Origin of the sequence: Chitinophaga sp. GbtcB8 (assembly GCF_019091455.1) — a bacterium.
Classification (GTDB): Bacteria; Bacteroidota; Bacteroidia; order Chitinophagales; family Chitinophagaceae; genus Chitinophaga.
Genome location: NZ_JAGXJN010000045.1, coordinates 43,870 through 67,479, shown reverse-complemented (window position 1 = coordinate 67,479; position 23,610 = coordinate 43,870). Strand labels below are relative to the sequence as shown.

The 23,610-nt window shown below is 45.8% G+C and carries 26 protein-coding genes; 19 read left to right on the top strand and 7 right to left on the bottom strand.

Annotated elements, in window-relative coordinates; translation table 11 throughout:
- Nucleotides 1–257 precede the first annotated feature (257 nt).
- The gene (locus tag KVT36_RS27910; RefSeq protein WP_217606729.1) at nucleotides 258–1,277 is read right to left on the bottom strand and encodes a low specificity L-threonine aldolase; all 1,020 of its coding nucleotides are present in this window, start codon (nucleotides 1,275–1,277) and stop codon (nucleotides 258–260) included.
- A gap of 314 nt (nucleotides 1,278–1,591) precedes the next feature.
- On the opposite strand from KVT36_RS27910, the gene KVT36_RS27905 reads away from it, so the two are divergent.
- The 9 genes from KVT36_RS27905 to KVT36_RS27865 all read left to right on the top strand — a co-directional run bounded on the left by KVT36_RS27905 (nucleotide 1,592) and on the right by KVT36_RS27865 (nucleotide 8,499).
- Nucleotides 1,592–2,449 (top strand): RNA polymerase sigma factor RpoD/SigA, encoded by an 858-nt coding sequence (locus KVT36_RS27905; RefSeq protein WP_089914758.1) that lies wholly within the window; start codon nucleotides 1,592–1,594, stop codon nucleotides 2,447–2,449.
- Nucleotides 2,450–2,614: 165 nt separating this feature from the next.
- Nucleotides 2,615–3,487, top strand: coding sequence for a DUF4249 domain-containing protein (locus KVT36_RS27900; RefSeq protein ID WP_217606728.1), 873 nt, complete (start codon nucleotides 2,615–2,617; stop codon nucleotides 3,485–3,487).
- Between the two features lie 27 nt (nucleotides 3,488–3,514).
- On the top strand, nucleotides 3,515–4,498 hold the full coding sequence (trxB, locus tag KVT36_RS27895; RefSeq protein ID WP_217606727.1) for a thioredoxin-disulfide reductase: 984 nt from the start codon (nucleotides 3,515–3,517) through the stop codon (nucleotides 4,496–4,498).
- Nucleotides 4,499–4,629: 131 nt separating this feature from the next.
- Nucleotides 4,630–4,980 carry a dihydroneopterin aldolase gene (locus KVT36_RS27890; protein WP_217606726.1) on the top strand — a complete coding sequence of 117 codons (351 nt, stop codon included), beginning with the start codon at nucleotides 4,630–4,632 and terminating at the stop codon, nucleotides 4,978–4,980.
- 166 nt (nucleotides 4,981–5,146) lie between these two features.
- Complete coding sequence (locus tag KVT36_RS27885; RefSeq protein ID WP_217606725.1) at nucleotides 5,147–5,905, top strand: hypothetical protein; 759 nt, start codon at nucleotides 5,147–5,149, stop codon at nucleotides 5,903–5,905.
- Nucleotides 5,906–6,052: 147 nt separating this feature from the next.
- Nucleotides 6,053–6,931 (top strand): DUF3822 family protein, encoded by an 879-nt coding sequence (locus tag KVT36_RS27880; protein ID WP_217606724.1) that lies wholly within the window; start codon nucleotides 6,053–6,055, stop codon nucleotides 6,929–6,931.
- On the top strand, nucleotides 6,922–7,482 hold the full coding sequence (locus KVT36_RS27875) for an RsmD family RNA methyltransferase (protein ID WP_217606723.1): 561 nt from the start codon (nucleotides 6,922–6,924) through the stop codon (nucleotides 7,480–7,482). The genes KVT36_RS27880 and KVT36_RS27875 overlap by 10 nt, the downstream gene beginning before the upstream one ends.
- A gap of 39 nt (nucleotides 7,483–7,521) precedes the next feature.
- Nucleotides 7,522–8,010 (top strand): pantetheine-phosphate adenylyltransferase, encoded by a 489-nt coding sequence (gene coaD, locus KVT36_RS27870; RefSeq protein WP_217606722.1) that lies wholly within the window; start codon nucleotides 7,522–7,524, stop codon nucleotides 8,008–8,010.
- Nucleotides 8,011–8,061: 51 nt separating this feature from the next.
- Complete coding sequence (locus tag KVT36_RS27865; protein WP_217606721.1) at nucleotides 8,062–8,499, top strand: hotdog fold thioesterase; 438 nt, start codon at nucleotides 8,062–8,064, stop codon at nucleotides 8,497–8,499.
- A gap of 59 nt (nucleotides 8,500–8,558) precedes the next feature.
- Here the strand turns inward: KVT36_RS27865 and KVT36_RS27860 are convergent, their stop codons facing one another.
- Nucleotides 8,559–9,191, bottom strand: coding sequence for an NUDIX hydrolase (locus KVT36_RS27860; protein ID WP_217606720.1), 633 nt, complete (start codon nucleotides 9,189–9,191; stop codon nucleotides 8,559–8,561).
- A gap of 177 nt (nucleotides 9,192–9,368) precedes the next feature.
- Here KVT36_RS27860 and pyrE point away from each other — a divergent pair, with 177 nt between their 5' ends.
- The 3 genes from pyrE (at nucleotide 9,369) to KVT36_RS27845 (ending at nucleotide 11,044) form a co-directional block, all read left to right on the top strand.
- Nucleotides 9,369–10,004, top strand: a complete 636-nt coding sequence (pyrE, locus tag KVT36_RS27855; protein WP_217606719.1) for an orotate phosphoribosyltransferase — start codon at nucleotides 9,369–9,371, stop codon at nucleotides 10,002–10,004.
- Nucleotides 10,005–10,044: 40 nt separating this feature from the next.
- Nucleotides 10,045–10,422, top strand: coding sequence for a heavy-metal-associated domain-containing protein (locus KVT36_RS27850; RefSeq protein WP_217606718.1), 378 nt, complete (start codon nucleotides 10,045–10,047; stop codon nucleotides 10,420–10,422).
- A gap of 64 nt (nucleotides 10,423–10,486) precedes the next feature.
- Complete coding sequence (locus KVT36_RS27845; protein WP_217606717.1) at nucleotides 10,487–11,044, top strand: hypothetical protein; 558 nt, start codon at nucleotides 10,487–10,489, stop codon at nucleotides 11,042–11,044.
- Nucleotides 11,045–11,085: 41 nt separating this feature from the next.
- On the opposite strand, the gene KVT36_RS27840 is transcribed toward KVT36_RS27845, so the two are convergent.
- Nucleotides 11,086–11,562: an LEA type 2 family protein gene (locus KVT36_RS27840; RefSeq protein ID WP_217606716.1), complete on the bottom strand. Its 477-nt coding sequence runs from the start codon at nucleotides 11,560–11,562 to the stop codon at nucleotides 11,086–11,088.
- A 452-nt stretch (nucleotides 11,563–12,014) separates the two neighbouring features.
- Complete coding sequence (locus KVT36_RS27835; protein WP_217606715.1) at nucleotides 12,015–12,197, bottom strand: hypothetical protein; 183 nt, start codon at nucleotides 12,195–12,197, stop codon at nucleotides 12,015–12,017.
- A 319-nt stretch (nucleotides 12,198–12,516) separates the two neighbouring features.
- Here KVT36_RS27835 and KVT36_RS27830 point away from each other — a divergent pair, with 319 nt between their 5' ends.
- Both KVT36_RS27830 and KVT36_RS27825 read left to right on the top strand, forming a co-directional pair.
- Complete coding sequence (locus tag KVT36_RS27830) at nucleotides 12,517–13,173, top strand: WbqC family protein (protein WP_217606714.1); 657 nt, start codon at nucleotides 12,517–12,519, stop codon at nucleotides 13,171–13,173.
- A 556-nt stretch (nucleotides 13,174–13,729) separates the two neighbouring features.
- A complete protein-coding gene (locus KVT36_RS27825) occupies nucleotides 13,730–15,127 on the top strand; it encodes an arginine decarboxylase (protein ID WP_217606713.1) in 1,398 nt (465 codons plus the stop codon).
- Nucleotides 15,128–15,235: 108 nt separating this feature from the next.
- On the opposite strand, the gene KVT36_RS27820 is transcribed toward KVT36_RS27825, so the two are convergent.
- The 3 genes from KVT36_RS27820 to KVT36_RS27810 all read right to left on the bottom strand — a co-directional run bounded on the left by KVT36_RS27820 (nucleotide 15,236) and on the right by KVT36_RS27810 (nucleotide 17,501).
- Nucleotides 15,236–15,712 carry a nuclear transport factor 2 family protein gene (locus KVT36_RS27820; protein ID WP_217606712.1) on the bottom strand — a complete coding sequence of 159 codons (477 nt, stop codon included), beginning with the start codon at nucleotides 15,710–15,712 and terminating at the stop codon, nucleotides 15,236–15,238.
- 308 nt (nucleotides 15,713–16,020) lie between these two features.
- On the bottom strand, nucleotides 16,021–16,887 hold the full coding sequence (locus KVT36_RS27815) for a hypothetical protein (protein WP_217606711.1): 867 nt from the start codon (nucleotides 16,885–16,887) through the stop codon (nucleotides 16,021–16,023).
- Nucleotides 16,888–17,051: 164 nt separating this feature from the next.
- Nucleotides 17,052–17,501: an Hsp20/alpha crystallin family protein gene (locus KVT36_RS27810; protein ID WP_217606710.1), complete on the bottom strand. Its 450-nt coding sequence runs from the start codon at nucleotides 17,499–17,501 to the stop codon at nucleotides 17,052–17,054.
- A 254-nt stretch (nucleotides 17,502–17,755) separates the two neighbouring features.
- Between KVT36_RS27810 and KVT36_RS27805 the strand changes: the two genes are divergently transcribed.
- The 5 genes from KVT36_RS27805 to KVT36_RS27785 all read left to right on the top strand — a co-directional run bounded on the left by KVT36_RS27805 (nucleotide 17,756) and on the right by KVT36_RS27785 (nucleotide 23,604).
- A complete protein-coding gene (locus KVT36_RS27805; RefSeq protein WP_217606709.1) occupies nucleotides 17,756–18,169 on the top strand; it encodes a BrxA/BrxB family bacilliredoxin in 414 nt (137 codons plus the stop codon).
- A gap of 136 nt (nucleotides 18,170–18,305) precedes the next feature.
- Nucleotides 18,306–19,469 carry a prolipoprotein diacylglyceryl transferase gene (locus KVT36_RS27800; protein WP_217606708.1) on the top strand — a complete coding sequence of 388 codons (1,164 nt, stop codon included), beginning with the start codon at nucleotides 18,306–18,308 and terminating at the stop codon, nucleotides 19,467–19,469.
- A gap of 7 nt (nucleotides 19,470–19,476) precedes the next feature.
- Nucleotides 19,477–19,908: a hemerythrin domain-containing protein gene (locus KVT36_RS27795; RefSeq protein WP_217606707.1), complete on the top strand. Its 432-nt coding sequence runs from the start codon at nucleotides 19,477–19,479 to the stop codon at nucleotides 19,906–19,908.
- 399 nt (nucleotides 19,909–20,307) lie between these two features.
- Nucleotides 20,308–22,776 carry a TonB-dependent receptor gene (locus KVT36_RS27790; protein ID WP_217606706.1) on the top strand — a complete coding sequence of 823 codons (2,469 nt, stop codon included), beginning with the start codon at nucleotides 20,308–20,310 and terminating at the stop codon, nucleotides 22,774–22,776.
- Between the two features lie 291 nt (nucleotides 22,777–23,067).
- Nucleotides 23,068–23,604 (top strand): RNA polymerase sigma factor, encoded by a 537-nt coding sequence (locus KVT36_RS27785; protein ID WP_217606705.1) that lies wholly within the window; start codon nucleotides 23,068–23,070, stop codon nucleotides 23,602–23,604.
- The last annotated feature ends 6 nt before the right edge of the window (nucleotides 23,605–23,610 follow it).

The following is a 23,610-nucleotide window of genomic DNA, read 5'->3' as shown; positions in this document are numbered from 1 at the left end:
CGGCTTGAGTCCGGTAAAATATCGAACTCAAGCCGCCTAAATCTTTAAAAGCCGTCCAAACTTTTGGGTGCACTACAGGACCCCGGCTTTTCTATTGTTTTCCTATGTCTTTCCCATGTGTTTCTCATGTCTTTCCCTACTGGATCCCATGTTTTTCCCTAGTGAATCCCTAGTGCATCCCATATTAAAGGCGCATGCACTCCCTGTTAAAGCCGCATACCATTCAGGGGAAAAGCGCATAAGGTCTCTTTCCGCACTTACGCCATCCCTTCAATTACCTCACAGGTCCTGGCTACCATTTCCGGCGTAATATCCAGATGTGTTACCATTCTTACCTGTGTGCTGGAAATAGGCATTACTTTAATGCCCTCCCTTATCAGGTGTTCTGCAAAAGATACCGGGTTCCAGCTGCCAATTACTTCAAAGATAAGGATGTTGGTTTCTACCGGTAGCATATGCCCGGTGAAAGTTTTTTCCAGTAAGGCATTGGCGATCTGTTTGGCGTGTATATGATCCTGCTCCAGCCGCTGTAAATGGTTTTCCAGCGCATAGATGCCGGTGGCCGCCATATATCCGGCCTGCCTTAGTCCACCGCCAAATTTTTTACGGATGCGGCGGGCTTCGCGGATGAAGGCTTCGCTGCCCAGCAGCACAGAGCCCATGGGGCAGCCCATGCCCTTGTTAAGGCAAACGGAAATAGTGTCAAATACACCACCATAAGCCTTAGGATCCTGCCGGGTGGCGATCAGCGCATTAAACAGGCGGGCGCCATCCAGGTGCAGGGCCAGCTGATGTTCCTCGCACACGCTTTTGATCTTCACCATTTCTTCCCAGTCATAACAGCAGCCACCACCCCGGTTAGAGGTATTTTCCAAACACACCAGGGAGGTGCGGGCTTTATGTACATCATCAGGATTAACAGCAGCAGCAACTTCGGCAGCATTGATCATGCCGCGTTCCCCATGAATAGGGTGTACCTGGGCGCCGGCATTAAAGGCAATGCCACCGCCTTCATAAATATATACATGCGCCTGGTGGCTGCAGATCACTTCATCGCCGGGCAGGGTATGGGCTTTAATAGCTACCTGGTTGCTCATGGTGCCGGAAGGGCAGTACAGGCCTGCCGCTTTGCCAAAAAATTCTGCCATCATGGCTTCCAGCCGGTTTACGGTAGGGTCTTCTCCAAACACATCATCGCCGGTTTCTGCTGCCGCCATGGCCTGTAACATACCAGGAGTGGGGCGGGTAAAGGTATCGCTTCTGTAATCTATGGTCATTTTCGTTAAATGGTTTGCAATGGAATTAAGTATAAATTAGTTAAGATTTTAATTTAAAGGTGGTTTATTATCAGTTGTTAAAAATTGTATAAACTGGCAAAATTACCCACTAAATGGCTATTAAAATCCGTTATAATAGAGTATTTTGTTAACAGCAAAGTAACACCTGTAAGGAATTTGGTAGAGTGGAGTATTAGCACGATCTTTGCAGGCTATTTTAGCGAAATAGGAAATTTTACAAGATATAAAATTTCTCAATTGCAACAAAATTAACGCTACGCTGTTAATTATTTAATAAACCAATTCACTTTAATATGAGGCAACTTAAAATTGCCACCCAGATCACAAACCGTGATTCGCAGGCGGTAGAAAAATACCTGCAGGAAATATCAAAGATCCCTTTGTTAACACCTGAGGAAGAGACTGTTTTGGCACAACGTATTAAAATGGGTGACCAAAAAGCTCTTGAAAGACTTACAACCGGAAACTTGCGTTTCGTAGTTTCTGTAGCTAAACAATATCAACACCAGGGGCTGAGCCTCAGTGACCTTATTAATGAAGGCAATTTAGGGTTGATCAAAGCCGCACAGAGATTCGATGAAACAAAAGGTTTCAAGTTCATCTCCTACGCCGTATGGTGGATCCGCCAGTCCATTTTGCAGGCGTTGGCAGAGCAGGGCAGATTAGTCCGCTTGCCTCAAAACAAAATTGGCACTTATAATAAAGCGAACAAAGCTTACATGGCATTTGAACAGGAGAATGAAAGAGAGCCTTCTACAGAGGAGCTTGCAGAGATCCTGGAAATGTCCGAATCGGAAATAAACAACATTTTTCAAAGCAATACACGCCATATGTCTTTAGATGCCCCGGTACACGAGGCAGAAGATGTAGCTATGGGCGATTTGCTGGAAGGAGGCGATATTACCGATGATGATGTAATGCGGGATTCACTGCGCGAAGAAATTCGCCGGGTCTTAAAATCCTTGAGCCCGCGGGAAGCAGAGATCGTGAACGCTTATTTTGGTCTGGATGGTGAAAACGGAGCAACAATTGAACAGATCGGACAAAAGTACGATCTGACCAAGGAAAGGATCCGCCAAATCAAGGAACGCGCCATTAAACGGCTCCAAAAAGCCCGCTACAGTGGCTCATTGAAATCCTATTTAGGATAAAGATGATTTACGATGGTGGATTTCAGATGTTAGATTTGATGAAGGCCGGAAACAACTTTTATCAGATCATAAATCTAAGATCTACAATCTAAAATATAGACACCGGCTGTATATCATGGCCGGTGTTTTTTTATTACCCCGCGTAACCGTATTTTTGTAAGCTATATGCGTATCCAAACCTTGTTCCTTGTTGGTTGCTGCGCATTTGCCGCCTGTGAAAAAGACGTGACAGTGGACCTTCCACAGGGAGAGGCGCAAATGGTAATAGAAGGAACAATAGCCACCGGTAAGTATCCGGAAGTGATACTTACGCGCAGCCTCAGTTATTTTAGCCATATTACAGTTGATCAGCTCAAAGCAGCCTTTGTGCACGGCGCCGTTATTACCATATCAGATGGTGCTAACACCATGCAGCTGAAGGAATTCTCTAAAGACACTACCAATAAGGTAAAGTGGTATTATTATGCCGCAGACACCACACAGGCAGGCGCCTTTAAAGGAATAAACGGTAGCAGTTATACACTTCGTGTAGTCGTGGCAGATACTGTGTACCAGGCAGTTACCACCATTCCGGCCACCGGCATGGGTATAGACTCGCTCTGGTCAACCGGCACCAGCCAGGGCGATAATTTAGCTAAGCTAATGGCCCGCATAGCAGACCCGCCGCAAAGTGGTAATTATGTACGTTATAAAACGGCAAAGAATGGAGGGGTGTTCCGGCCAGGTATCAACTCTACCATCGATGATCAGATCGTGAATGGCACCCGCTTTAATATTATGCTGGAAGCGGGGCACGACAGAACACAGGAGATCAATTACGATACCTACGGGTATTTTAATAAAGGAGATAGCGTACGTATAGAGTTCAGCAATATTGACAAAGCCACTTTTGATTTCTGGCGGTCGCTGGATTTTGCTTACGCCAGTAACGGGAATGTTTTCGCATCGCCCATACAGGTAAGAGGTAATATACAGGGCGCATTAGGCTACTGGGGCGGTTATAAAACCACTTACAGAAGCATTAGGATCAGGAAATAGTAGACATAATATAGATTAGTATTTAGTATGGAAAACACACAACAGCAGGAACATGTACATGTTTTGATCATAGGTTCCGGGCCGGCAGGTTATTCCGCTGCTATTTACGCAGCCAGGGCCAACCTGAAACCGGTGTTGTACCAGGGTATTCAGCCCGGCGGACAACTAACTATTACTACAGAAGTAGAGAACTACCCCGGTTATCCCCAGGGCATACAGGGGCCGGAAATGATGGTGGATTTTGAAAAGCAGGCAGCCCGCATGGGGGCCGACATACGTTATGGTATGGCCACCTCCGTTGATTTCTCCGTTCGTCCCTATAGAGTGGTGATCGAAGAAGAGAAGGTGATCACTGCCGATGCCGTGATCATTGCCACCGGCGCATCTGCCAAATGGCTGGGCCTCCCTTCTGAACAGCGCCTGAACGGTAGCGGCGTAAGCGCCTGCGCCGTGTGCGATGGTTTCTTTTTCCGTGGTAAAGAGGTAGCCATTGTAGGCGCCGGCGATACCGCAGCAGAAGAAGCTCTGTATCTCTCCAAAATGTGCACCACCGTGCATATGGTGGTGCGCCGCCAGGAAATGCGCGCCTCCAAGGTTATGCAGGACAGGGTCATGAAAACCTCCAACATTATTGTGTACTGGAACTCCGAAACCAAGGAAGTGCTGGGCGATAAAAAGGTGGAAGCAGTGAGGCTGATCAACAATCAGACAAATGTTGAAACCGATATTCCCGTAAGCGCATTCTTTGTAGCCATTGGCCACCAGCCTAACTCTGGTATTTTTAATGGTTTTGTGGAGATGGATGAGCAGGGATATATAAAAACCATCCCCGGCACCTCCTGCACCAATATAGAAGGAGTATTTGCCTGCGGCGATGTACAGGATAAAATATACCGCCAGGCGGTAACAGCTGCCGGTAGCGGTTGTATGGCCGCCCTGGATGCAGAAAGATACTTATCCGCGCTGGAGCACAGCACCCTGAAGCCAGGCCAGCTGGAACATAGTAATTAGGTCTTTTGCCGGTAACCCGGGTGTAAAACCCGGCCCGCCGGCAATTTCGTATATCCATTCATATGCAGTGTACAAATGAGCAGATGTTAGCATCTTACCATTTGCACATTTGCATATTTTCACATTTGCGCATGTTAACAATCGCCCTGGAACAACTTAAATTCCGCGCTTTTCATGGTTTTTACCCTGAAGAGCAGATCATTGGGAATGATTTCATCCTGGATGTATATGTGACCATTGCAGATACCATCCCGGTAGATGAGCTGTCGGACACCGTTAACTATCAGGACATTTTTACCATTGTAAAAGCGGTAATGGCCGTTCCACAGCCCCTGCTGGAGCAGGTGGTGGCAGGCATCAGCCACACCATCCGGGAAAGGTACCCCCGGGTTAAAAAAACAGTGGTAACCCTCCGCAAAATGAACCCGCCCATGGGCGCAGAGGTACGGAACTCCCTGGTATCGCTCGAGAAAGAGTATTAAGCGCAGAGCAGAAAGCCCAAAGCCAAAGAAGCCTTCAAAAGCATTAACAGCAAAAAGGGATCAGCTTTATGCTTTATGCTTTCGGCTTTATGCTTTCTGCTTTAAGCTTTTCGCTTTATTTAAATATTATTATTATTTTTATATAAATAAAAAAACTGACCCACCTATGGCACAAAAGTTCATGATGGCCGCCCTTTGCCTGCTTTTTAGCACCGGCGCCCTATACGCCCAGAGCGTGGATGAAACCTTAGATCAGGCCAGGCAGTTGGAAAAGCAAATGAAAGAGGCAGAGGCCCTGGCTAAATACAAGGAAGTATTAAAGGCGCAACCTGCTCAGCTGGAAGCCCTTATAGGCGCCAGTGAGCTAAGCTCCCGCGAAGGCAACCGCCAGAAAGAGAAGGAAGATAAAACCCGTTACTTTAACGAAGCAAAAGAATACGCCGCAGAGGCCCTGAAAGCCGCCCCTAATGATGCCAACGCCAACTATGCAATGGCAGTAGCCATGGGCCGGCTGGCGCTTATTTCCGGCGCCAAGGAAAAAGTAGCTGCCTCCCGCGATGTAAAGAAGTATGCGGAGCTGGCCATTAAGTTCAACCCGAACTATGGACAGGCATACCATGTATTGGGCAAATGGAACTACGAGGTGGCCAACCTCAGCTTCCTGGAAAAAAATGCCGCCAAAGCCTTATTCGGCGGGCTGCCGGATGGTTCTATGGACCTGGCCATTGCCAATTATGAAAAATGCCGCAAGCTGGATCCCGGGTTTATTTTGAACTATTATGAACTGGCCCGCGCCTATAATAAGAATGATCAGCAAACCCTGGCCATGGATGTGCTGCGCAAAGCCGTTACCCTGCGCCCTGTAACCCAGGACGATCCCGGTATTAAGGCGGAGTGCAAGAAAATGCTGGAGGAATTGCAGTAAAAAGGCTTAACGCTTAATGCCTAATGCTAAACGCTTAGTACTTCATATGCGTCATGTATTACGGCAAAATGTAGGCAGTGTTCTGCATTCAGCGTTAGGCATTCAGCATTTTTCGCCTTAAATTGCTGCTTCATTCACAAGTACAATATGTCCGTAACATATAATATGCAGCCGGCATTTGCAGTAGACGATGCCTCTTTGCTGGAAACGGACCTTACCACCTGTCACCTGCTGGTGCTGGTAGGCCAGGGCACTTTCAGCTACGTAGTATTTGATCCTGCAGGAGGAAAGTTCCTGGCGCTGAAGTCATATAATTTCCAACCGCAAAAGCTGGCCGTAGCCGACCTGGAAATGATTGAGCGGGTATTTGATGCAGACAAGCTGCTCTTTACCGCCTTCAAATCCGTATTGCTGGCCTTTGATGCCTCTGTAAGCACCCTGGTGCCGGAAAACCAGTACAGCCCGCAGCTGAAAAAGGATTTCCTGCACCTGGTATACCCGGAAAAACTGCAGGAAGCCGTGCTGGCCGATGTTTTACCGCCACCGATGTCCTTAGTGAATGTGTATGCGGTAGATAAAGACCTGCTGGGCTTTTTACGCAAAGAGTTCTCTACAGACCGTGTAGTGCACGCGCACTCCGCACTGCTGCAGGCCTACCCTTATGATTTTGATTTCCGTAACCACGATGGCGTAGCCTATATTATGGCCCAGCGCAACCGGTTCACCATTACCATATATGCCGCCGGCAAGCTGATGAACCAGCAGGAGCTGCCTTATCAGTCGGGGCTGGATATAGTATACCACCTGGTAAATGCCGTACGGGTACTGGGCCTGGATGAGCAAAAAGTAAAGGTGAAGCTGGGTGGCCCGCTGGCCAAGGATTCAGATATTTACCAGGAGCTGCATAAGTTTGTACCTCACCTGGAGTGGGTGCAGCGCCTGCCGGAGTTCCAGTACATTGGCAAAATGCAGGAAATGCCCGGTTACTATTTTCATAACCTGTATGCCCTGGCCCTATGCGTATAATAGGAGGGGCATATGGAGGAAGAAGGTTTCAGCCGCCTGCCAACATGCCCCATACCCGGCCCACCACGGATATAGCCAAAGGCGGTTTGTTCAATATCATAGAAAACAACCTGGATATACCTTCCCTTAAAACACTGGATATCTTTGGCGGTACCGGCAGCATCAGCTACGAGCTGGCTTCCCGCGGCGCCACAGATCAAACTATTGTGGAAAAGGACCCGGACATGGCCGCCTACATTGAGAAAACAGCACAGGCGCTGGATATTCATACCCTAAAGCTGCTCCGCATGGATGTATTTAAGTTCCTGCAGCAGTGTACCAACAAGTTCGACTTTATTTTTGCCGGCCCGCCCTACGCCCTTACCACCATAGACCAGCTGCCACTGGTAATATTTGAACGGCAGCTCCTGAACCCGGAAGGCTGGCTGGTGCTGGAACATACACCACGTAACAATTACAAACATTATAACTACTACCGTACGGAACGCAATTACGGTACTACTATATTTTCCATTTTCATTAACCGGGAAGAGCTGCGGCAGCACAGCTAAAAGCCCGGTATGCAACTATTTGACCATTAAATTGTTTCCATGCGTATATGTGTATTTCCAGGCACCTTTGATCCCATCACCTTAGGCCATAAAGATGTAATAGACCGTGCTATAAACCTGTTTGATGAATTGATCATTGCCATTGGCGTAAATTCCAGCAAAGTGCCTATGTACGCGCTGGAGCAGCGTTTACAATGGATCAGGGATATCTATAAAGATGAGCCTAAGGTTAAGGCAGCCTCTTACAAAGGGCTTACCGTTGATTTCTGCCAGCAGGTAAATGCAAAATATATATTAAGGGGTATCCGCTACGTAAATGACTTTGAATATGAGAAGGCTATTGCAGATGTGAACCGGGCTATGGACAACAGTATAGAAACCATCTTCCTTACCTGCACGCCCCAGTTCACCAGCATTGCATCTACCCTGGTGCGGGATATTATCCGGAATAATGGCAATGTATCGCAGTTCTTACCGGAAGCGGTGTTACAAACACTGGCCAAAGAAAAGGAGCCGCCCCGCAATTAATTTAGTATCGCTTCTGTATATTCATTCTTCATTCTTAATTATTAATTATTTATGAAACCCATCTGGCATTCACTCGATATTTCACTGGATCAGCTAAACGAATGGGGCGATAATACCATGGGCACCTACCTGGGCATGGAGTTCACGGAAATAGGCCCGGATTATCTGCGGATGATGATGCCGGTAGACCACCGTACCGTACAACCTTATAGACTGTTACACGGTGGAGCTTCTGCAGCCCTGGCAGAAACGGTGGGAAGTATGGCATCGGGGCTGGTGATAGACTCTCAAAAGCAAATATGCGTAGGGTTGGAGATCAATGCCAACCATATAAGGGGAGTGCGGGAAGGCTATGTGCATGCTATTGCAAGGCCCCTGCACTTAGGTTCTACTACTCATGTATGGGACATCCGCATTACGGACGATCAGCATAAGCTGGTATGCATCAGCCGCTTAACCGTGGCTATACTACCTAAACGAGACCAATAAATTAAGCTTTTAGCCTTTAGCTATTAGCTTTTGGCTAGCTAAAAGCTAGCAGCTAACAGCTAAAAGCTATTCGCATATCCCGCTTTCTCAAACACATCCACAATATTCTGATAGGAAAACTTCAGGTACTTGCCTAAATTTTCAGGCCTGATCCATTGTATATCCATAATATCTTCCTCTATCTGCGGTACCGTAAGCTCTGATCCGGTAAACAGCATTTTGTACCAGTATGTGTGTTTCAGCACCTTTTTCTCTTTTAACGGGTAGTAGTGGTACGTTTCCGTGAGCTTATGCTCCAGGGTAATGTGCTGCAGGCCTGTTTCCTCCTGCACCTCGCGTACAGCGCAGTCCTCCAGGCTTTCCCCTTCATCCAGCTTGCCTTTGGGCAGATCCCACTTGCCGCGGCGGAACATCAGCAATATTTCACCCGCCGGGTTGGTGATCAGGCCACCCGCCGCCACAAAAACACTAAAGTGGCCTTTGATGGCATCCAGCAGCTTTTGTGTATCCGACTGTACAAAAACAGCCGCCGGTATCTCACCCTTTTCCAGTGCCAGCAGGGTTTGGCTGATGGTAATAGCATCTGGTTTAGGGCACACCGGCGCTTCTGTAAAGCCGGCCGGGATCTCTCTTTGATTGGCAGATAGGATGAGGGGTCTCTCGTTGAGATATATTGTTTGGGTCTGTTCCATACGGCAAAAATAGCTATATGTGAACAAAGTGGGTAACAGTAACCGACGAATGCGTAGCCCTTGTGATAAATTCCGTATGATCCGCGATGGAGCAGCTACGTATAAAATACTGTTGGGAATGCGTAGATATACAGGTAGGAGTTGATAATCATTAACCGATCCCCTAATTTTGCGGCCATGAGTAACATCAGTGAAAAACAAGTAGCCGAAAAGCTGCTGCAGGTGCAGGCCGTAAAGCTGCGCCCCGCCGAGCCCTTTACCTGGGCCTCCGGCTGGAAATCGCCCATTTATTGCGATAACCGTAAGCTGTTATCCTTTCCTTACGTGCGCGACTATATTAAATCAGAGCTCTCCAACATGGTGTTCAGCGACTTTCCGGAAGCAGCTGTAATAGCCGGAGTAGCTACCGCGGGCATACCTCATGGCGCCCTGGTAGCCGACCAGTTAAAGCTGCCCTTCATTTATGTACGCTCCAAACCCAAGGAACACGGTATGGGCAACCAGATCGAAGGGGTGCTGCAGGAAGGTCAGCCCGTAGTGGTGATAGAAGACCTGATCTCTACCGGCAAAAGCAGCCTGGAAGCCGTGCAGGCCATTCGCCAGGCAGGCGGGGAGGTAATAGGCATGGTATCTATCTTTAATTATGGTTTTGATATAGCGGTGCAGGCATTTGAAAAAGCCGGCGTACCCTACCGCTCACTCAGTAATTACAACGCATTAATAGAGCTGGCGGTTGAAAAAGGGATGGTATCTGCCGCAGAACAATCTACCCTGCAATCCTGGCGCAGCACTCCGGATCAATGGGGGAAGTGATTACATTTATGATTATCTTCGGGTATCAAAACAATTTTTTATGCGTATCATCAAGCTCGTAATGGTAATGCTGCTGGTTGCTGTAGGCACCACTACCATGGCGCAATCCAAAAAAGGCACTCTCGTAACGGCAAAGATCAGCACACCGACCGTACAATGCCAACAATGTAAGGACAGGATTGAAAAATACATGCTGCAGGAAGAAGGCATAGCCTCTACCAAAGTGGATGTTAAAAAGCACATTACTACGGTAAAGTTCTTTACGGACCGTACCAATATTGAAAATGTGAAAACAGCCATTGCCAACGCAGGTTATGATGCGGATAATGTAACCGCTAACCCGGAAACATACGCCAAGCTGCCCACCTGCTGCAAGAAACCTGAAGATGGTGGCGGGCATCCCGACAAAAAACACTAAAATTTCTTGTAACTGTAAATTGAATAGCTCCCGTTCCGGCCCTCCGGAACGGGACTTTTTTTAGATGTCAGCCGCCGGATTACATAATATACAGTTCAACGCGCTCAAGCACCACCTGGGCGCCATAGGTAATTTTATAGCTACCTGCCCGGTAGCAGAGCTATCTCAACACCTGAAGGTGCTGGGCAATTCCCAGATGGACCTGTACCTGGGCCACCTGCAGGTAGCAGAAATTGGCCAGGAAACCCTGGATGCCCTGTGGGAGCGGGATATCAATACCCTGCCGGAATACGCCCACTGGCTGGATCAGGAGGAGGGTTATCAGTCCCTTACATTATCCGATCAATCAACCTGGATCTTAAGAATGGGGCAGGAGGAAACCGGCAAATACATTCACCTGCACCCCGGCCGTTATTCCCCGCACTCCGTACGGGTAAAAGCCACGGTATTAAAAACCGCCATAGCCCTGGCCAGTTATTATGAGCATGGATTAATAAAAGAATTGGATCTGCAGGCCCTGAACCAGGTGCGCACTGCTGTGGTGGAGCTGCCACCCATAAAAGACCTTTCCGAAAGCCGGCACATTTTAACCATTATGGAATTGGTAACCGGCAGCTGGTAGGCAGCTGCCCGCTTTTGGAGACCCTATAGGAGGGCTGCTTTTTAGAAGAAATTCAGCGGTTGTTTAGTTTCACACTTAATAGGGAAAGGGAAATATAACCCGCCTTTACCCACCTTGCAATTACCCGTAGCCTTAATAGTTACCTCTTTATTGGCAAAAGCGCTCCAGGCATTTTTGAGCACATTAGCCATGCTTACCTCCAGCTTTACAGGGAAGTAAAAAGTGTCTTTAGCCGGTATGCGGATGAGGGTATCCTGTACGGAATGGCCTACCTGGGTATCGTCAAAGAAGAGATCAAAATTGGCATCTTTCAGCTGCAGGTTAAAGTTATTAGGGTTATAATAGGCGAGGGTCATGCGGACAATGCTGGTGCTCATACCCAGTTCGTCAAAGCTAACGCCAGCTACCCGGATAAATTCCAGGTCCTTCATTTTTTCGCAGGAGCTGGCCATGCCCCAGGTAAGCAGCACTAAAACGGAGAGGCGTATATATTGAGTAAAACGGGTCATTTGTTGCATGAGGCAAAATTAGCGAAATACATTTTTCCGGGGTAAGCCGGCTAATAAATTCACAAAATCTAAACAAATCGATCCCTACTATTTTAAGTAATAAAAAGTGTGCTTGTCCACGGTCAACCGGCTTTAGTTTTTAGCGCCGGAACCGGCCTGCATTTTTGGGTGCTTTTGTATAAACAGCAATTCAACAGCTACCCCAAAACGCCAGATCTATTTTTTGCTATCCGGTAATTTGGCCATGTTAACGATCGTTTTTCAGGGGCAGAGCCCATCACCAATTACCCCAAAAAATGGCTTTTTCAGGCGCCGGGTTTCCCGTTTTTTGACTACCGGAAAATGGACTTTTCTGAAAATTCCAGTCTACGAAGTTTTCGTTTTCCAGGATTAAGGTTCGTACAAAAAAGCTGTTTTCTTAAAAATTGAACCTGAAGCGTCCCCATCATTAAGCCTAATTTTTACCCTGAACCTGCCATTTCATAAAATTCATCAGCACTCCCAAACCTGCACTTTTCCTCCTGTTTTCTCAAAATAGGAGTGTTTAAAAATGTTTGATTTTTGTAATCATCCATGTTTTTTAAATCTTCCTTTTTTAATGGGCTTTCTGCTTGCGATCCCATCCATTTTATTTCCCTTTCCATTTTTACGGCCTTCCGTTTTTCAACTTTCTTCCCAAAGACCGGTAGGGTGCAAGTGGCAATTCAGCCAACTCAGCTTTACATTTTTCTTCAGGTGAAAAAGCCTTGAAAATGAACAAAAAAACTACTAATTACTTTAGTATTTTTGCATGTAACTAAAATTTTGCTTTAAAAGGCAAAATGCTAATTACAATAGCATATTTTTTATTTTTCTATGAACTGTTTTAGAGGTAGTTGCAATTAATTGTTAAGTAGCAAATGGTAATTACCTCAACACCTGACATCATAGGTTTTTATATAGTAGGCACCAAATTTTGACATTATGACAGCAGTACAAAAAAACGAAATCTTATTAATTGAATCACAATACTTTCCATCAATTTACTACTATAAAACTTTAATTGACCACTCCATATTACAGATAGAGAGATATGAACACTACCAAAAGCTCAGTTATCGTAACCGTTGTTACGTTGCCGGACCTAACGGAACTATCCTGCTCAGTGTTCCTTTAGCCAAAGGAAAAAATCAGCGTACCATAATGAAGGATGTGCGGATCAGTAATGAGGAGAAGTGGCAGGCCCTGCATTGGAAGACATTGGTGTCCGCTTACCGCCGTTCCCCATGGTTTGAATATTATGAGGAAGATCTTCAGGGATTATTTGAGCAGCCTCACCAGTTTTTGCTGGATTGGAACATGGCTTGTTTTGAATGGGCCAACCGGGTAATGGGATATGATTGTACACCCACCTTTACTGACCGGTTTGAAAAACAGGTTGATCCCGCCTCGGGGATCACCGATGCCCGGGACCAGCTTAAGCCGGGTGAGCGGGAGCAAAATTGGGAGGGACCGGAGTACACCCAGGTGTTCCAGGACCGCACCGGTTTCTTGCCTAACCTCAGTATTCTGGACCTGCTTTTTTGCGAAGGCAAACGCAGCTTAACACTATTGGAGAGCTCGGGGCCAGCTGAACATTAAGGGAAATGGACCTGGCAGACGGCTATAAATTAACTATGGGAATTGTAAGGCTCTTTAAGGCCTGTTTGTATATAAGTGATTGTATATCAATTTATTTTTAAATTTTGAAAGCCAGCCATTGTCATATGTTACTCGTTTAAGTAGTGTTCTGAGGGTTTACCAGCCGGAATGTGGCTGCCGGTAAAAATGTAACTAACTGGTTATTAGCATTTTAATAAATTGAGCTGGCCAAACAGGCCATAGGAGAGGCCAGGTTATTTAATTGATTGATTTACACAATATTAGTATGCTATATGGGCTAAAACCAGCCCGGTTCTCCTCTCACGCTCAAAAATTAACACACCTCTTAAATAATTGATTCGTAATTATTTACTTTGATATGACGTTTCCCTGTAAAAAGGGCCAAATTTTTTGCTTCGGCAATAGAACAAAATATTTAGCTTTGCAACCAATTTTGCTGGGTTTCGAACTGACGTAGGTGTGTAAACCAGGAGTTTCTCCAGCTAGACCTGAGTTTAAATTTTATTACTAACCTAAAATTCATTCGCAGATTTAGATGAACAACACCTACACAGATCTCGTGAATCAAACCTTTGAGTTTCCGCAGGAAGGATTTGAGGTGAACGACAATTATCTGGAATTTAATGGTTTGAACATCAAGGCGTTGATTGATAAGTATGGTACGCCCTTTAAGCTAACTTACCTGCCCAAGATCGGGATGCAGGTAAATAAGGCTAAGAAGATGTTCCAGGATGCCATTAAAAAGAACCGGTACGACGGAAACTATTATTATTGCTACTGCACCAAAAGCTCCCATTTCTCCTTTATAATGGAGGAGACCCTGAAGCAAGGGGTGCATATCGAAACTTCTTTCGCATATGATATTGATATAATCAATAAATTATACGAACGGAAGAAGATCAATAAAGAAACCTTCATAATTTGCAACGGTTATAAAACCAAAGCATATACCCGGGCTATTTCCCGCCTCGCCAACAGCGGTTTCAAAAATGTGATACCTGTGCTGGATAATAAGGAGGAGCTGGAAGAATACCAGAAGCATATACGCACTAAGGAACCCGTGAAGCTGGGGATGCGTATTGCCGCTGAAGAGGAGCCTACCTTTGACTTTTATACCTCCCGTTTGGGCATACGCTCCCGTGATATACTGGAGTTTTATGTTGACAAGCTAAAGGGCAATGAGAAGTTTGAGCTGAAAATGCTGCACTTCTTCATGAACAAAGGTATTAAGGATGATATTTACTACTGGAGCCAGTTTAACCGGGTGCTGAACCTGTACTGCCAGTTAAAGAAGATCTGTCCGGAGCTGGATAGTATTAATATAGGAGGGGGATTCCCCATCAAACATTCGCTGGGTTTTGACTTCGATTATAATTACATAGTAAATGAGATCGTAGCCACTATTAAAAGTGTATGTAAAAAGAATAAGGTACCCGTACCGGACATCTATACAGAATTTGGCTCTTATACCGTAGGCGAAAGCGGCGCGGTTATATATAGTGTAATAGGAGAGAAGATGCAGAACGACCGTGAGAACTGGTATATGATAGACAGCTCTTTTATTACTACCTTACCGGATACCTGGGGCATAGGAGAAAAGTTCCTGATGCTGCCCATTAACAAATGGGACCAGGAGTACCAGGAGGTGCACCTGGGAGGGCTTACCTGCGACGGATATGACTTTTACACCTCGGAAGAGCATATTAACGCAGTGTTCCTGCCCAAGCTCAGTAACGGGGAGCCATTGTACATCGGCTTCTTCCATACAGGGGCTTACCAGGATCAGCTGAGTGGTTATGGCGGTATTAAACACTGCCTGATCCCTTCACCGAAACATGTTATTGTAGGATACGACAAAAACGGGCAGCTCAAAGATTGGCTGTATGCCAAAGAGCAAACTGCCCAGAGTATGTTAAAGATTTTGGGTTATTAAAAAAATGGGTTAGTAATCCACTGAAAACCCCTCGATTCTTCGAGGGGTTTATTTTTTTGCCCCCTACTCATTTCAGGGAATATCAGCATTCTAACACATTCATTTCCATTACTTACACGTTTTACGCCGGGTATCTACCAGGTACACGATCTTCCACTGGCCATCCAGCTTAACCAGCTGAAAAGAGTTTACCCCGCAGTGGCTGAATTGCCCGCCCAGGTAAAATTCGTAGGGTGTCCACACAGCGGCCAGCTTGTCGTCAATAGCAATATGACCGTAGGTGATCCGCTCATCCCACACGTCCGTGTGAGGCTTTCCCACCGCTTCCAGGAAACCCTGCAGTGGCTCCGTACGCAGCCGGGTACTGCCCCCGGCAGGAGAGGCAATGGTCTGCAAAATAGCTCCCGGGGCAAAGGCGCCCTTTACCATCGTGCTATCGCCCTTACGCATGCCCACAAACAGTTGCCCGATAGCGGTCTTCACGGCAGCTTCCTCGCTTTCCTGCGGTAGTGCTGTATTTGGATGGCCGGGTAGTGTGCATGCCAGTAAAATTATCAGGAGGCGATAAACGTTGAATAACATCATATTATTATAAATGAGGAGTGAAAGGAATGTTAAAAATTACAACTTTTTGGTATTACCAGGGTTTATGGGGTTTCCTATCTTTGTATCTCTAACCGAATATGCCCGTCTATTTTCCTGTATGCCTTGTGAAGTTTGCTATTTTCCTTGTACCGATTGAAGTTTTACTATTTCCTTATGCCTTTTGAAATGCTATTTTCCCTTATACCTGGTGAAATTGCAGTTTTTGTCTATCCTATGGAATGGAACGTTTTTTCCGCTCTATCTATGAAATGAATTTCTTAGCCTATGCCTTGGAGTAAGCTCCTCAGTTAATGAGGAGCTTTTTTATTGGATTCCACCTCCAATGTTTTATGGGTATGCTGCAGCAGGTCAATAGCTGTTTCGCATTGTTTTTCAATCTCGGTAAGGCAGGCTTCCAGGAGTTCCAGGTTTCCTTCCAGGTATTTTGTTTTGCCGGAGCGGGACAGGCCTTTTACCAGTATAAACTGTTTGGTCAGGTTCTGGCGGATGAGGGCCGCATGCTGTTTTTGCTTTTGCAGCGTTAAGCGCTGCTCCAGGATCATAATATTATTATAGTGCCGGCCAATGACCCGTATAATAAATAAGATATACAGGGCGCAGGTGATGGGGGCAGCGCCATAAGAATTTTCAATGGAATAACCGGGCGCCGCAAAAGATATTACATGATGCACCTTTATATATGCGGCCAGCCCCAGGTACCCGCACAACAGGCTGCCCAGCAGCAGGGTGGTGGGCAGGTTAGTGGTGAGGTAGCAGAACAGGATGCTTAATATCCAGACGGTGCCATAAGTTACAGAGATGTCCTGGTTGTTCAGGAAAGAGGATAACATGGCAAATATCAGGGTGGTAAATGATACCAGTGCACCCACGGACTGGGTAGCTACTCTTTTCTTCAGCATGCTCATACCCAGCAGGCACATAGCCAGGAAAAAGGGATATAATATCAGCTGGGTTGTATTCTGGAAGTATAACGTAAAGAACACTTCCGGTACTATCAACAAAATATGAAAGAAAAGGTAATCGAATATGAGTTTAATATTATAGTGCTCCCGGCTGTCGAGGGTCTTTCTCAACGCTATACCTATTACAGCTTTTTCAACTGTAACATAGAGTTTTCCGGGTACTGCCCACCTATATTTGGCTTTAGGTGCCATAGAATTTTCGGTTCAGAGGGCAAATTATCATATTAAAATAGCATACCTGTTAAACGTTTGTGTGAATTGTGATTACTATTTCGTGTTACATAAAAGAAAAAATCCCGGGGTGGTAAGGCCCCGGGACTATGCAAAATCCACTAAAATCTATTCATCCTCAACACTTATGCAACGGTAATGGATTTGGATTTAGGCTGTGCCTGCTCTTTCTTAGGCAGCTGCAGGTTTAGTACGCCATTGTCGTATTTAGCCTGGATCTTTTCAGCATCTACGCTTTCATCCAGGGTAAAGGAACGTTTAAAGGAACGGAAGTTAAACTCACGGCGGATCTGTTTCTGATCTTCAGCCTTCTGTTCAGCTTTCTTTTCTGCGCTGATAGTCAGCACGTTGTTTTCTAAGTTGAGCTTAAAATCTTCTTTAGACCAGCCGGGTACCAGGATATCCAGTACATAAGCTTCTTTGTTTTCAGTAATGTTCACTGGGGGATAGGTACCGAAGAAGTCGCTGGTTAAAATATCATCTTTCCATAATTTGGAGGTATTGTTAAATACTTCATCCATAAGACCGCCTAAAGTTCTGTGAGCCGGGTGTTGATTGAATTTTACGAATGTCATAGCTATTAAGTTTTAATTTTTTTTTGGTTTAACCATTTGTTGTTTGTTCAACACCCTTACCTAATCAAATGAAATACCATGCCGTAAAAAAGGCAATTTTGCCAGTTTTTGATATAGGTGTTATGACATGTTGTCTGTATGGGATGATTTTATATGCCAAAAAGTCTTTTTTGAATGATTTTTAAAAAGTGATGCTATATAATTAACTTTGCAGAAGCAATTAATCTTTAAAAACCAGAAAAAATTATAGTGATATGTATCCCGCGGAATTAGTATTGCCAATGAAGGCAGAGTTAACAGATAATGGCTTTGAAGAACTGCTGACCCCTGGCTCAGTAGACGACATCTTAAAGAAAGACGGCACTACCCTGGTAGTGATCAACTCCGTATGCGGCTGTTCAGCCGGTAGCGCACGTCCCGGTGTGTTGATGGCAGTAGCCCACAGCGAAAAAAAACCGGACCGTTTAACAACCAGTTTTGCAGGTTTTGATATGGCTGCTGTACAACAGCTGCGTTCTCACCTGTTACCTTACCCGCCTTCTTCTCCTTCTATCGCATTGTTTAAGAATGGCGAGCTGGTACATTTCATTGAGCGTCACATGATCGAAGGCCGTCCGGCCCAGATGATCGCCGCTAACCTGGCGGACGCTTTTGAACAGTACTGCTAAAAAATTCCCCTCCGCTAACGGGGGGAATTTGGAAATTGCGATTTTTCCAACTTACTTTGGTGGTTTGATTTTCCTTTTGATTAATTCGGCTTTGTTCATAGGAAAACTCAGATCACCAAATTTTTTTATAGCTACTATGTATCCTAATCTTTATTACGCTTTTAAGGACCTGTTTGGCGTTGAGCTCCCTTTCCTGAAAATCTTTCAAACATTTGGTTTTTTTGTGGCCATTGCCTTCCTGGCAGCAGCCTATGTATTAACCATTGAATTAAGAAGAAGGGAAAAGCTTGGCTGGCTGCATGGGGTGCCGGATGTAATAGAGGTAGGTAAACCGGCCAGCGCCGGTGAGCTGGTATGGAACGGGGTATTGGGTTTTCTGCTGGGCTTTAAGCTGATAGGGGCTTTCCTTGCCAAGGAGGCCGTTTCCCAGGACCTGCCGGGTTTTATCTTTTCTGCACAGGGCAGCTGGGCAGCCGGTATTGTACTGGCGGCAGTATTTGTGTGGTTAAAATATAATAACCGTAAAAAGAAGACCTTACCAACGCCTAAAAAAGAAACCATAATGGTAATGCCGCACCAGCGGGTGCCGGATTTTACGGTGATGGCGGCCATAGCCGGGTTAATAGGCGCCAAAATATTTCATAACCTGGAGAACTGGAATGATTTTGTGCAGGACCCCATTGGTTCCCTGATATCTTTTAGCGGGCTTACCTTTTATGGAGGGTTAATAGTAGCTGCCATTGTTATAATAAGGTATGCTAATAAAAAGCAGATTAACACTTTTCATTTAATAGACAGTGCGGCACCGGCTTTAATGCTGGCCTATGGCGTAGGCCGTATGGGATGCCACTTTGCTGGCGATGGCGACTGGGGTATTGTGAACACGCATCCCAATCCTTTCTCCTGGCTGCCTGACTGGGCCTGGTCTTTTAACTACGCGCACAATGTAGTGAATGAAGGTATTCCCATTCCTGGTTGTGACGGCCGGTACTGCCACATGCTGCAACCGCCCGTATATCCTACACCGTTATATGAGATCATTGCCTGCCTGCTGCTGTTTGTGGTGTTATGGAGCATTCGTAAAAAAATTACCGTACCTGGCGTAATATTTGGCATTTACCTGATACTGAATGGTATTGAAAGATTTTTTATTGAAAAAATAAGGGTGAACACCCGGTATAGTATTTTTGGTTTCCATCCTACACAGGCAGAGATCATCTCCACACTAATGGTAATAGGAGGAGCGCTGCTCATCTGGTATAGCCGTCGTAAAGCCTATTCCGCAAAAAACATTTCCTGATTTCCTTATGATTCGTCATGCAGCTTTAGTGCCATTATCACAGGAACATAAGCGCCTGTTATTTGTATGCCGTTATCTGAAAAAAGATGCCGCTGCGTATGAAGGGTTTCCTTTAGAATTACCCGCTAAACTGGAGTATATAGTAAAAGTGTTCCAGGAGGTAATGGTACCGCATATCCAGAAAGAAGAGTACCTGTTTGAAGCCTGCGCCGGCAAAGATGCGGCCCTGGATGCTTTAATACAGGAGCTGGTGCTGGAGCACCAGCAGATCTCCCGTATGTACAGCGGCCTTACTGAGCAAACCGACCTGGAAAGCGCGATGGACCAGCTGGCCCGCAGCCTGGAGGAGCATATCCGCAAGGAAGAACGGGTGTTCTTTGAGCAGCTGCAGCAAAGCCAGGCCGCCCTGCTGGACAACATCCGCTGGGAAAACAAGTAATTTTACCGCCTTTTTTACCGCAACTTATCTACCGGCAGCCACTTACCGGTTAAAAACCTCATTTTACCTAAAAGGGTTTGTACTAACCCATTAGCAGGGATACCTTTGATCTGTTATGAGTACAAAAAAGTGAAGCTTAGCTGTAACAAAAAGGTTATTCCACCTACCAACAGGTTGTAGTTTTAAAAATCGTCTGTAACAAAATAGTAGCATCAACGTCTTTGTAATGTTCCTTTTCAATGTTTTTACCAATCGTCCCCATATAGCGACCGTTTGTGTAATACTATGTACTGTGTAATGCATAATACCTACTTTTACACTGTAGTTGACAAAGAAAGGAACTATAGCATTCTAAAAACCGTTAATGACTAAAAGTTTATAAATCTAAATCCGCCTTATATGAAACATTTGATCGCGCTGTTAACCTTGAGTAGCATCATCGGCAGCGCCACCCTGAAACCAGCTTTAGCACAATCATCCAACCCCGTAAAATTGAACGGCCAGGTAGTAAGGGCCGACAGCAAACCGGTAGAGTTTGCCACAATTACCTTATTAAAAGCAAAAGACTCCTCCCTGGTAAAAGGAGCCATAGCAGATGTGAATGGCCGCTATGAATTTGAAAATATTAAACAAGGCCGTTACCTGGTAGCTGCCGCTTATGTAGGGATGGTCAGAGCTTACGGAAAACCGTTTGAAGTGAATGGTGAGTCCGTAAACCTGGGTTCCATTACCCTGGCGGCAGATACCAAAAATCTGAAAGAGGTGAACGTAACTGCCAAGAAGCCTTTTATAGAACAAAGAGCCGATAAAATGGTGGTGAACGTAGAAAACAGCATTGTAGCCGCCGGCGGTACCGCCATGGAGGTGCTGGAAAAATCACCAGGTATTACTGTTGATAAAGATGATAACATTTCCCTGAAAGGAAAGAACGGTGTGATCATCATGATCGATGGCAAGCTTACCAATATGAGTTCCCAAGACGTTGCCCAGCTGCTGAAAAATATGCCAAGCAATAATATTGAGCAGATAGAGCTCATTGCCAATCCTTCCGCCAAGTACGACGCAGCGGGCAACGCCGGGATCATTAATATTAAACTGAAAAAGAACCGTAGCTACGGTACTAACGGTAGCCTGAACCTAGGCTTTGCACAGGGCCGCAGCTCCAAGTACAATGGCGGTTTAAACCTGAACCACCGTGCTGCTAAAATGAACCTGTTTGGCTCCTATAACTACAATCACCGTGCAAACGACCAGCGCCTGGGCCTGTACCGCACCGGTACTAATAAAGGCGAGTTCAATGTGTTTGATCAGCACAATCTTATGAAGAACAAATCCGACTATCATTCAGCAAAAGCCGGTGCAGATTTCTTTGTAAGCAAGAACCACACAATTGGTGTAATGGTGGATGCTTCTTTCAACACCTGGGGCAGTCCCGGTACGGCAACTACCCTGATCGGCAATGGACAGCGTGTAGACTCAACCCTGATCACCCGTACGGAAAATGCTTCCAACTGGGACCGCTGGGCCTATAACGTGAACTATAAAGGAGTGCTGGACAGCAGTGGTAAAGAGCTGAATGTGGACCTGGACTATGCAAGGAACACTTCCAAGCAAAATGCCAACATCTTTGCCTCCACTTTTGAAGGAAATAATAAAGGCTATCTGCGCGGTGATACTTCCCGCAACCTGCAGCCTTCTACTATTGATATTAAAACTATTAAAGCGGATTATTCAAACCCGCTGAAGAACCAGGCCAAGCTGGAAGCCGGTTTCAAGGTGAGCTTTGTGGAATCTGATAACGATGCCCGTTTTGATTCCCTGCGGAATACCAATTGGGTGTATGATGCTAACCGCTCCAACCACTTTATATATAAGGAGAACATCAATGCCGGTTACATTAACTTCAACAAGCAGTTTAAAAAGGTAGGGGTGCAGCTAGGCCTGCGTGGTGAGCAAACGCATGTAAAAGGTACTTCTGTAACATTGAATACCATTAATGATACCACTTACTTTAACCTGTTTCCCAGTGTGTTTGTAAGTTATGCTGCCAGTAAGAATCACCAGCTGGGTATTTCGTATAGCCGCCGCATACAGCGTCCCAGCTATGAAGATCTGAACCCGTTTGAATTTTACCTGGACCGTTATACCAAGGCATCCGGTAACCCGTACCTGCGGCCTCAGTATTCCAACAACTTTGAGATCACCCATACATTCAAGCAGTTCCTGATCACCTCTGTAGGTTACAGCCATACAAAGGATATGATCACCCAGATGCTGGAAGCGGACCGGGATGCAGTAACCGGCGATACTATTGTAATGAAGTATAAGTACCTGAACGTAGCCAAGTCAGACAACTTTAACCTGAACATTTCTGTGCCCATGCCCATTACCAAATGGTGGACCAGCTTCACCAACCTGTCCGGCAACTATAGCAAATACCAGACAGTGGTGAACAACAGTCTGGTGAATGTGAATGCTGCCGGCTTCTTTGGCCGCACCCAGCACACCTTTACCCTGCCCAAGGGCTTCAGTACAGAGCTGGTGTTCTTCTATATGTCGCCGCAGATATCCCAGGAAGGGCTGTTTAAAATGAAAGCTATGTATGCGCTGGATTGGGGTATCTCTAAATCAGTACTGAACAAGAAAGGTACTTTGAAGCTGAATGTGAGTGACGTTTTCAACAACCAGCGTTTCCAGGGTACGTTTGACAACGCCGGCTATTATACCCGCGTAAGCGCCAAGTGGGAGAGCCAGCAGGTACGCCTCAACTTCACCTATCGTTTTGGTAACACCAATGTAAAAGCCGCCCGCAACCGGAAAACCGGCCTGGAGGATGAGCAGAACCGTGTAAAAGGAGGAGGTAATTAATCAGTTGGCAGTGGCAGGCAGGCAGGCAGGCAGGAGGCAGTTAAAAGAGCCGCCATTCTGAAAAATCAGGTAAGAGATTGGTAATCAAACCAATAGTTTTCATCCGCCCCCAAATTACCTGATAAGCTGCAAACTGCCTACTTACTACTGCCAACTGGTTTTTAGGTATATATAAGGATGGAAGAAGCGCGGCCCTGTAGGCCGCGTTTCTATTTCACGAAATTTTTTCCGGTGGGCATGCAACCCTTTTCTCACCTTATCGTCTTTATAATGCAAAGATTAACCGACAACTTGAATCCAACGCCCGCAACAGACCAATTAGTGGCCCGATGTAAAAAGGGCGACGTACGTGCTTTCAAAGAGCTGTACGATGCTTATTCCGCCGCTATGTATAATATCTGTCTTAGAATGACGGGTAATATAACAGATGCGGAAGATACCCTGCAGGAGGCCTTTATGCAGGTATTCGGAAACATTGGCAAACTGGAGCAGGCGGGTAGTGTAACTGCCTGGATTAAACGGATCGTGGTGAATCATTGTCTGAGTCATTTGCGCCGTAAGAAGGTATACTTTGAAGAGGTAGACCGGGTAGAAGTAGAGGAAGAGACTTCCGTAGATGAGGCGGGCTTTACCGGAACGGTGAATGCTGTAAAAGAGGCCATTGCAGCTTTACCGGTAGGGTATAAAACTGTGCTGAACCTGTACCTGTTTGAAGAATACTCCCATAAGGAAATTGCCGGCATGCTGGATATATCGGAATCTACCGTAAAAACCCAGTATATGCGGGCAAAAGAGAAAGTGAGGCAGATGGTGAGTCAGAAATTATGAAATTCA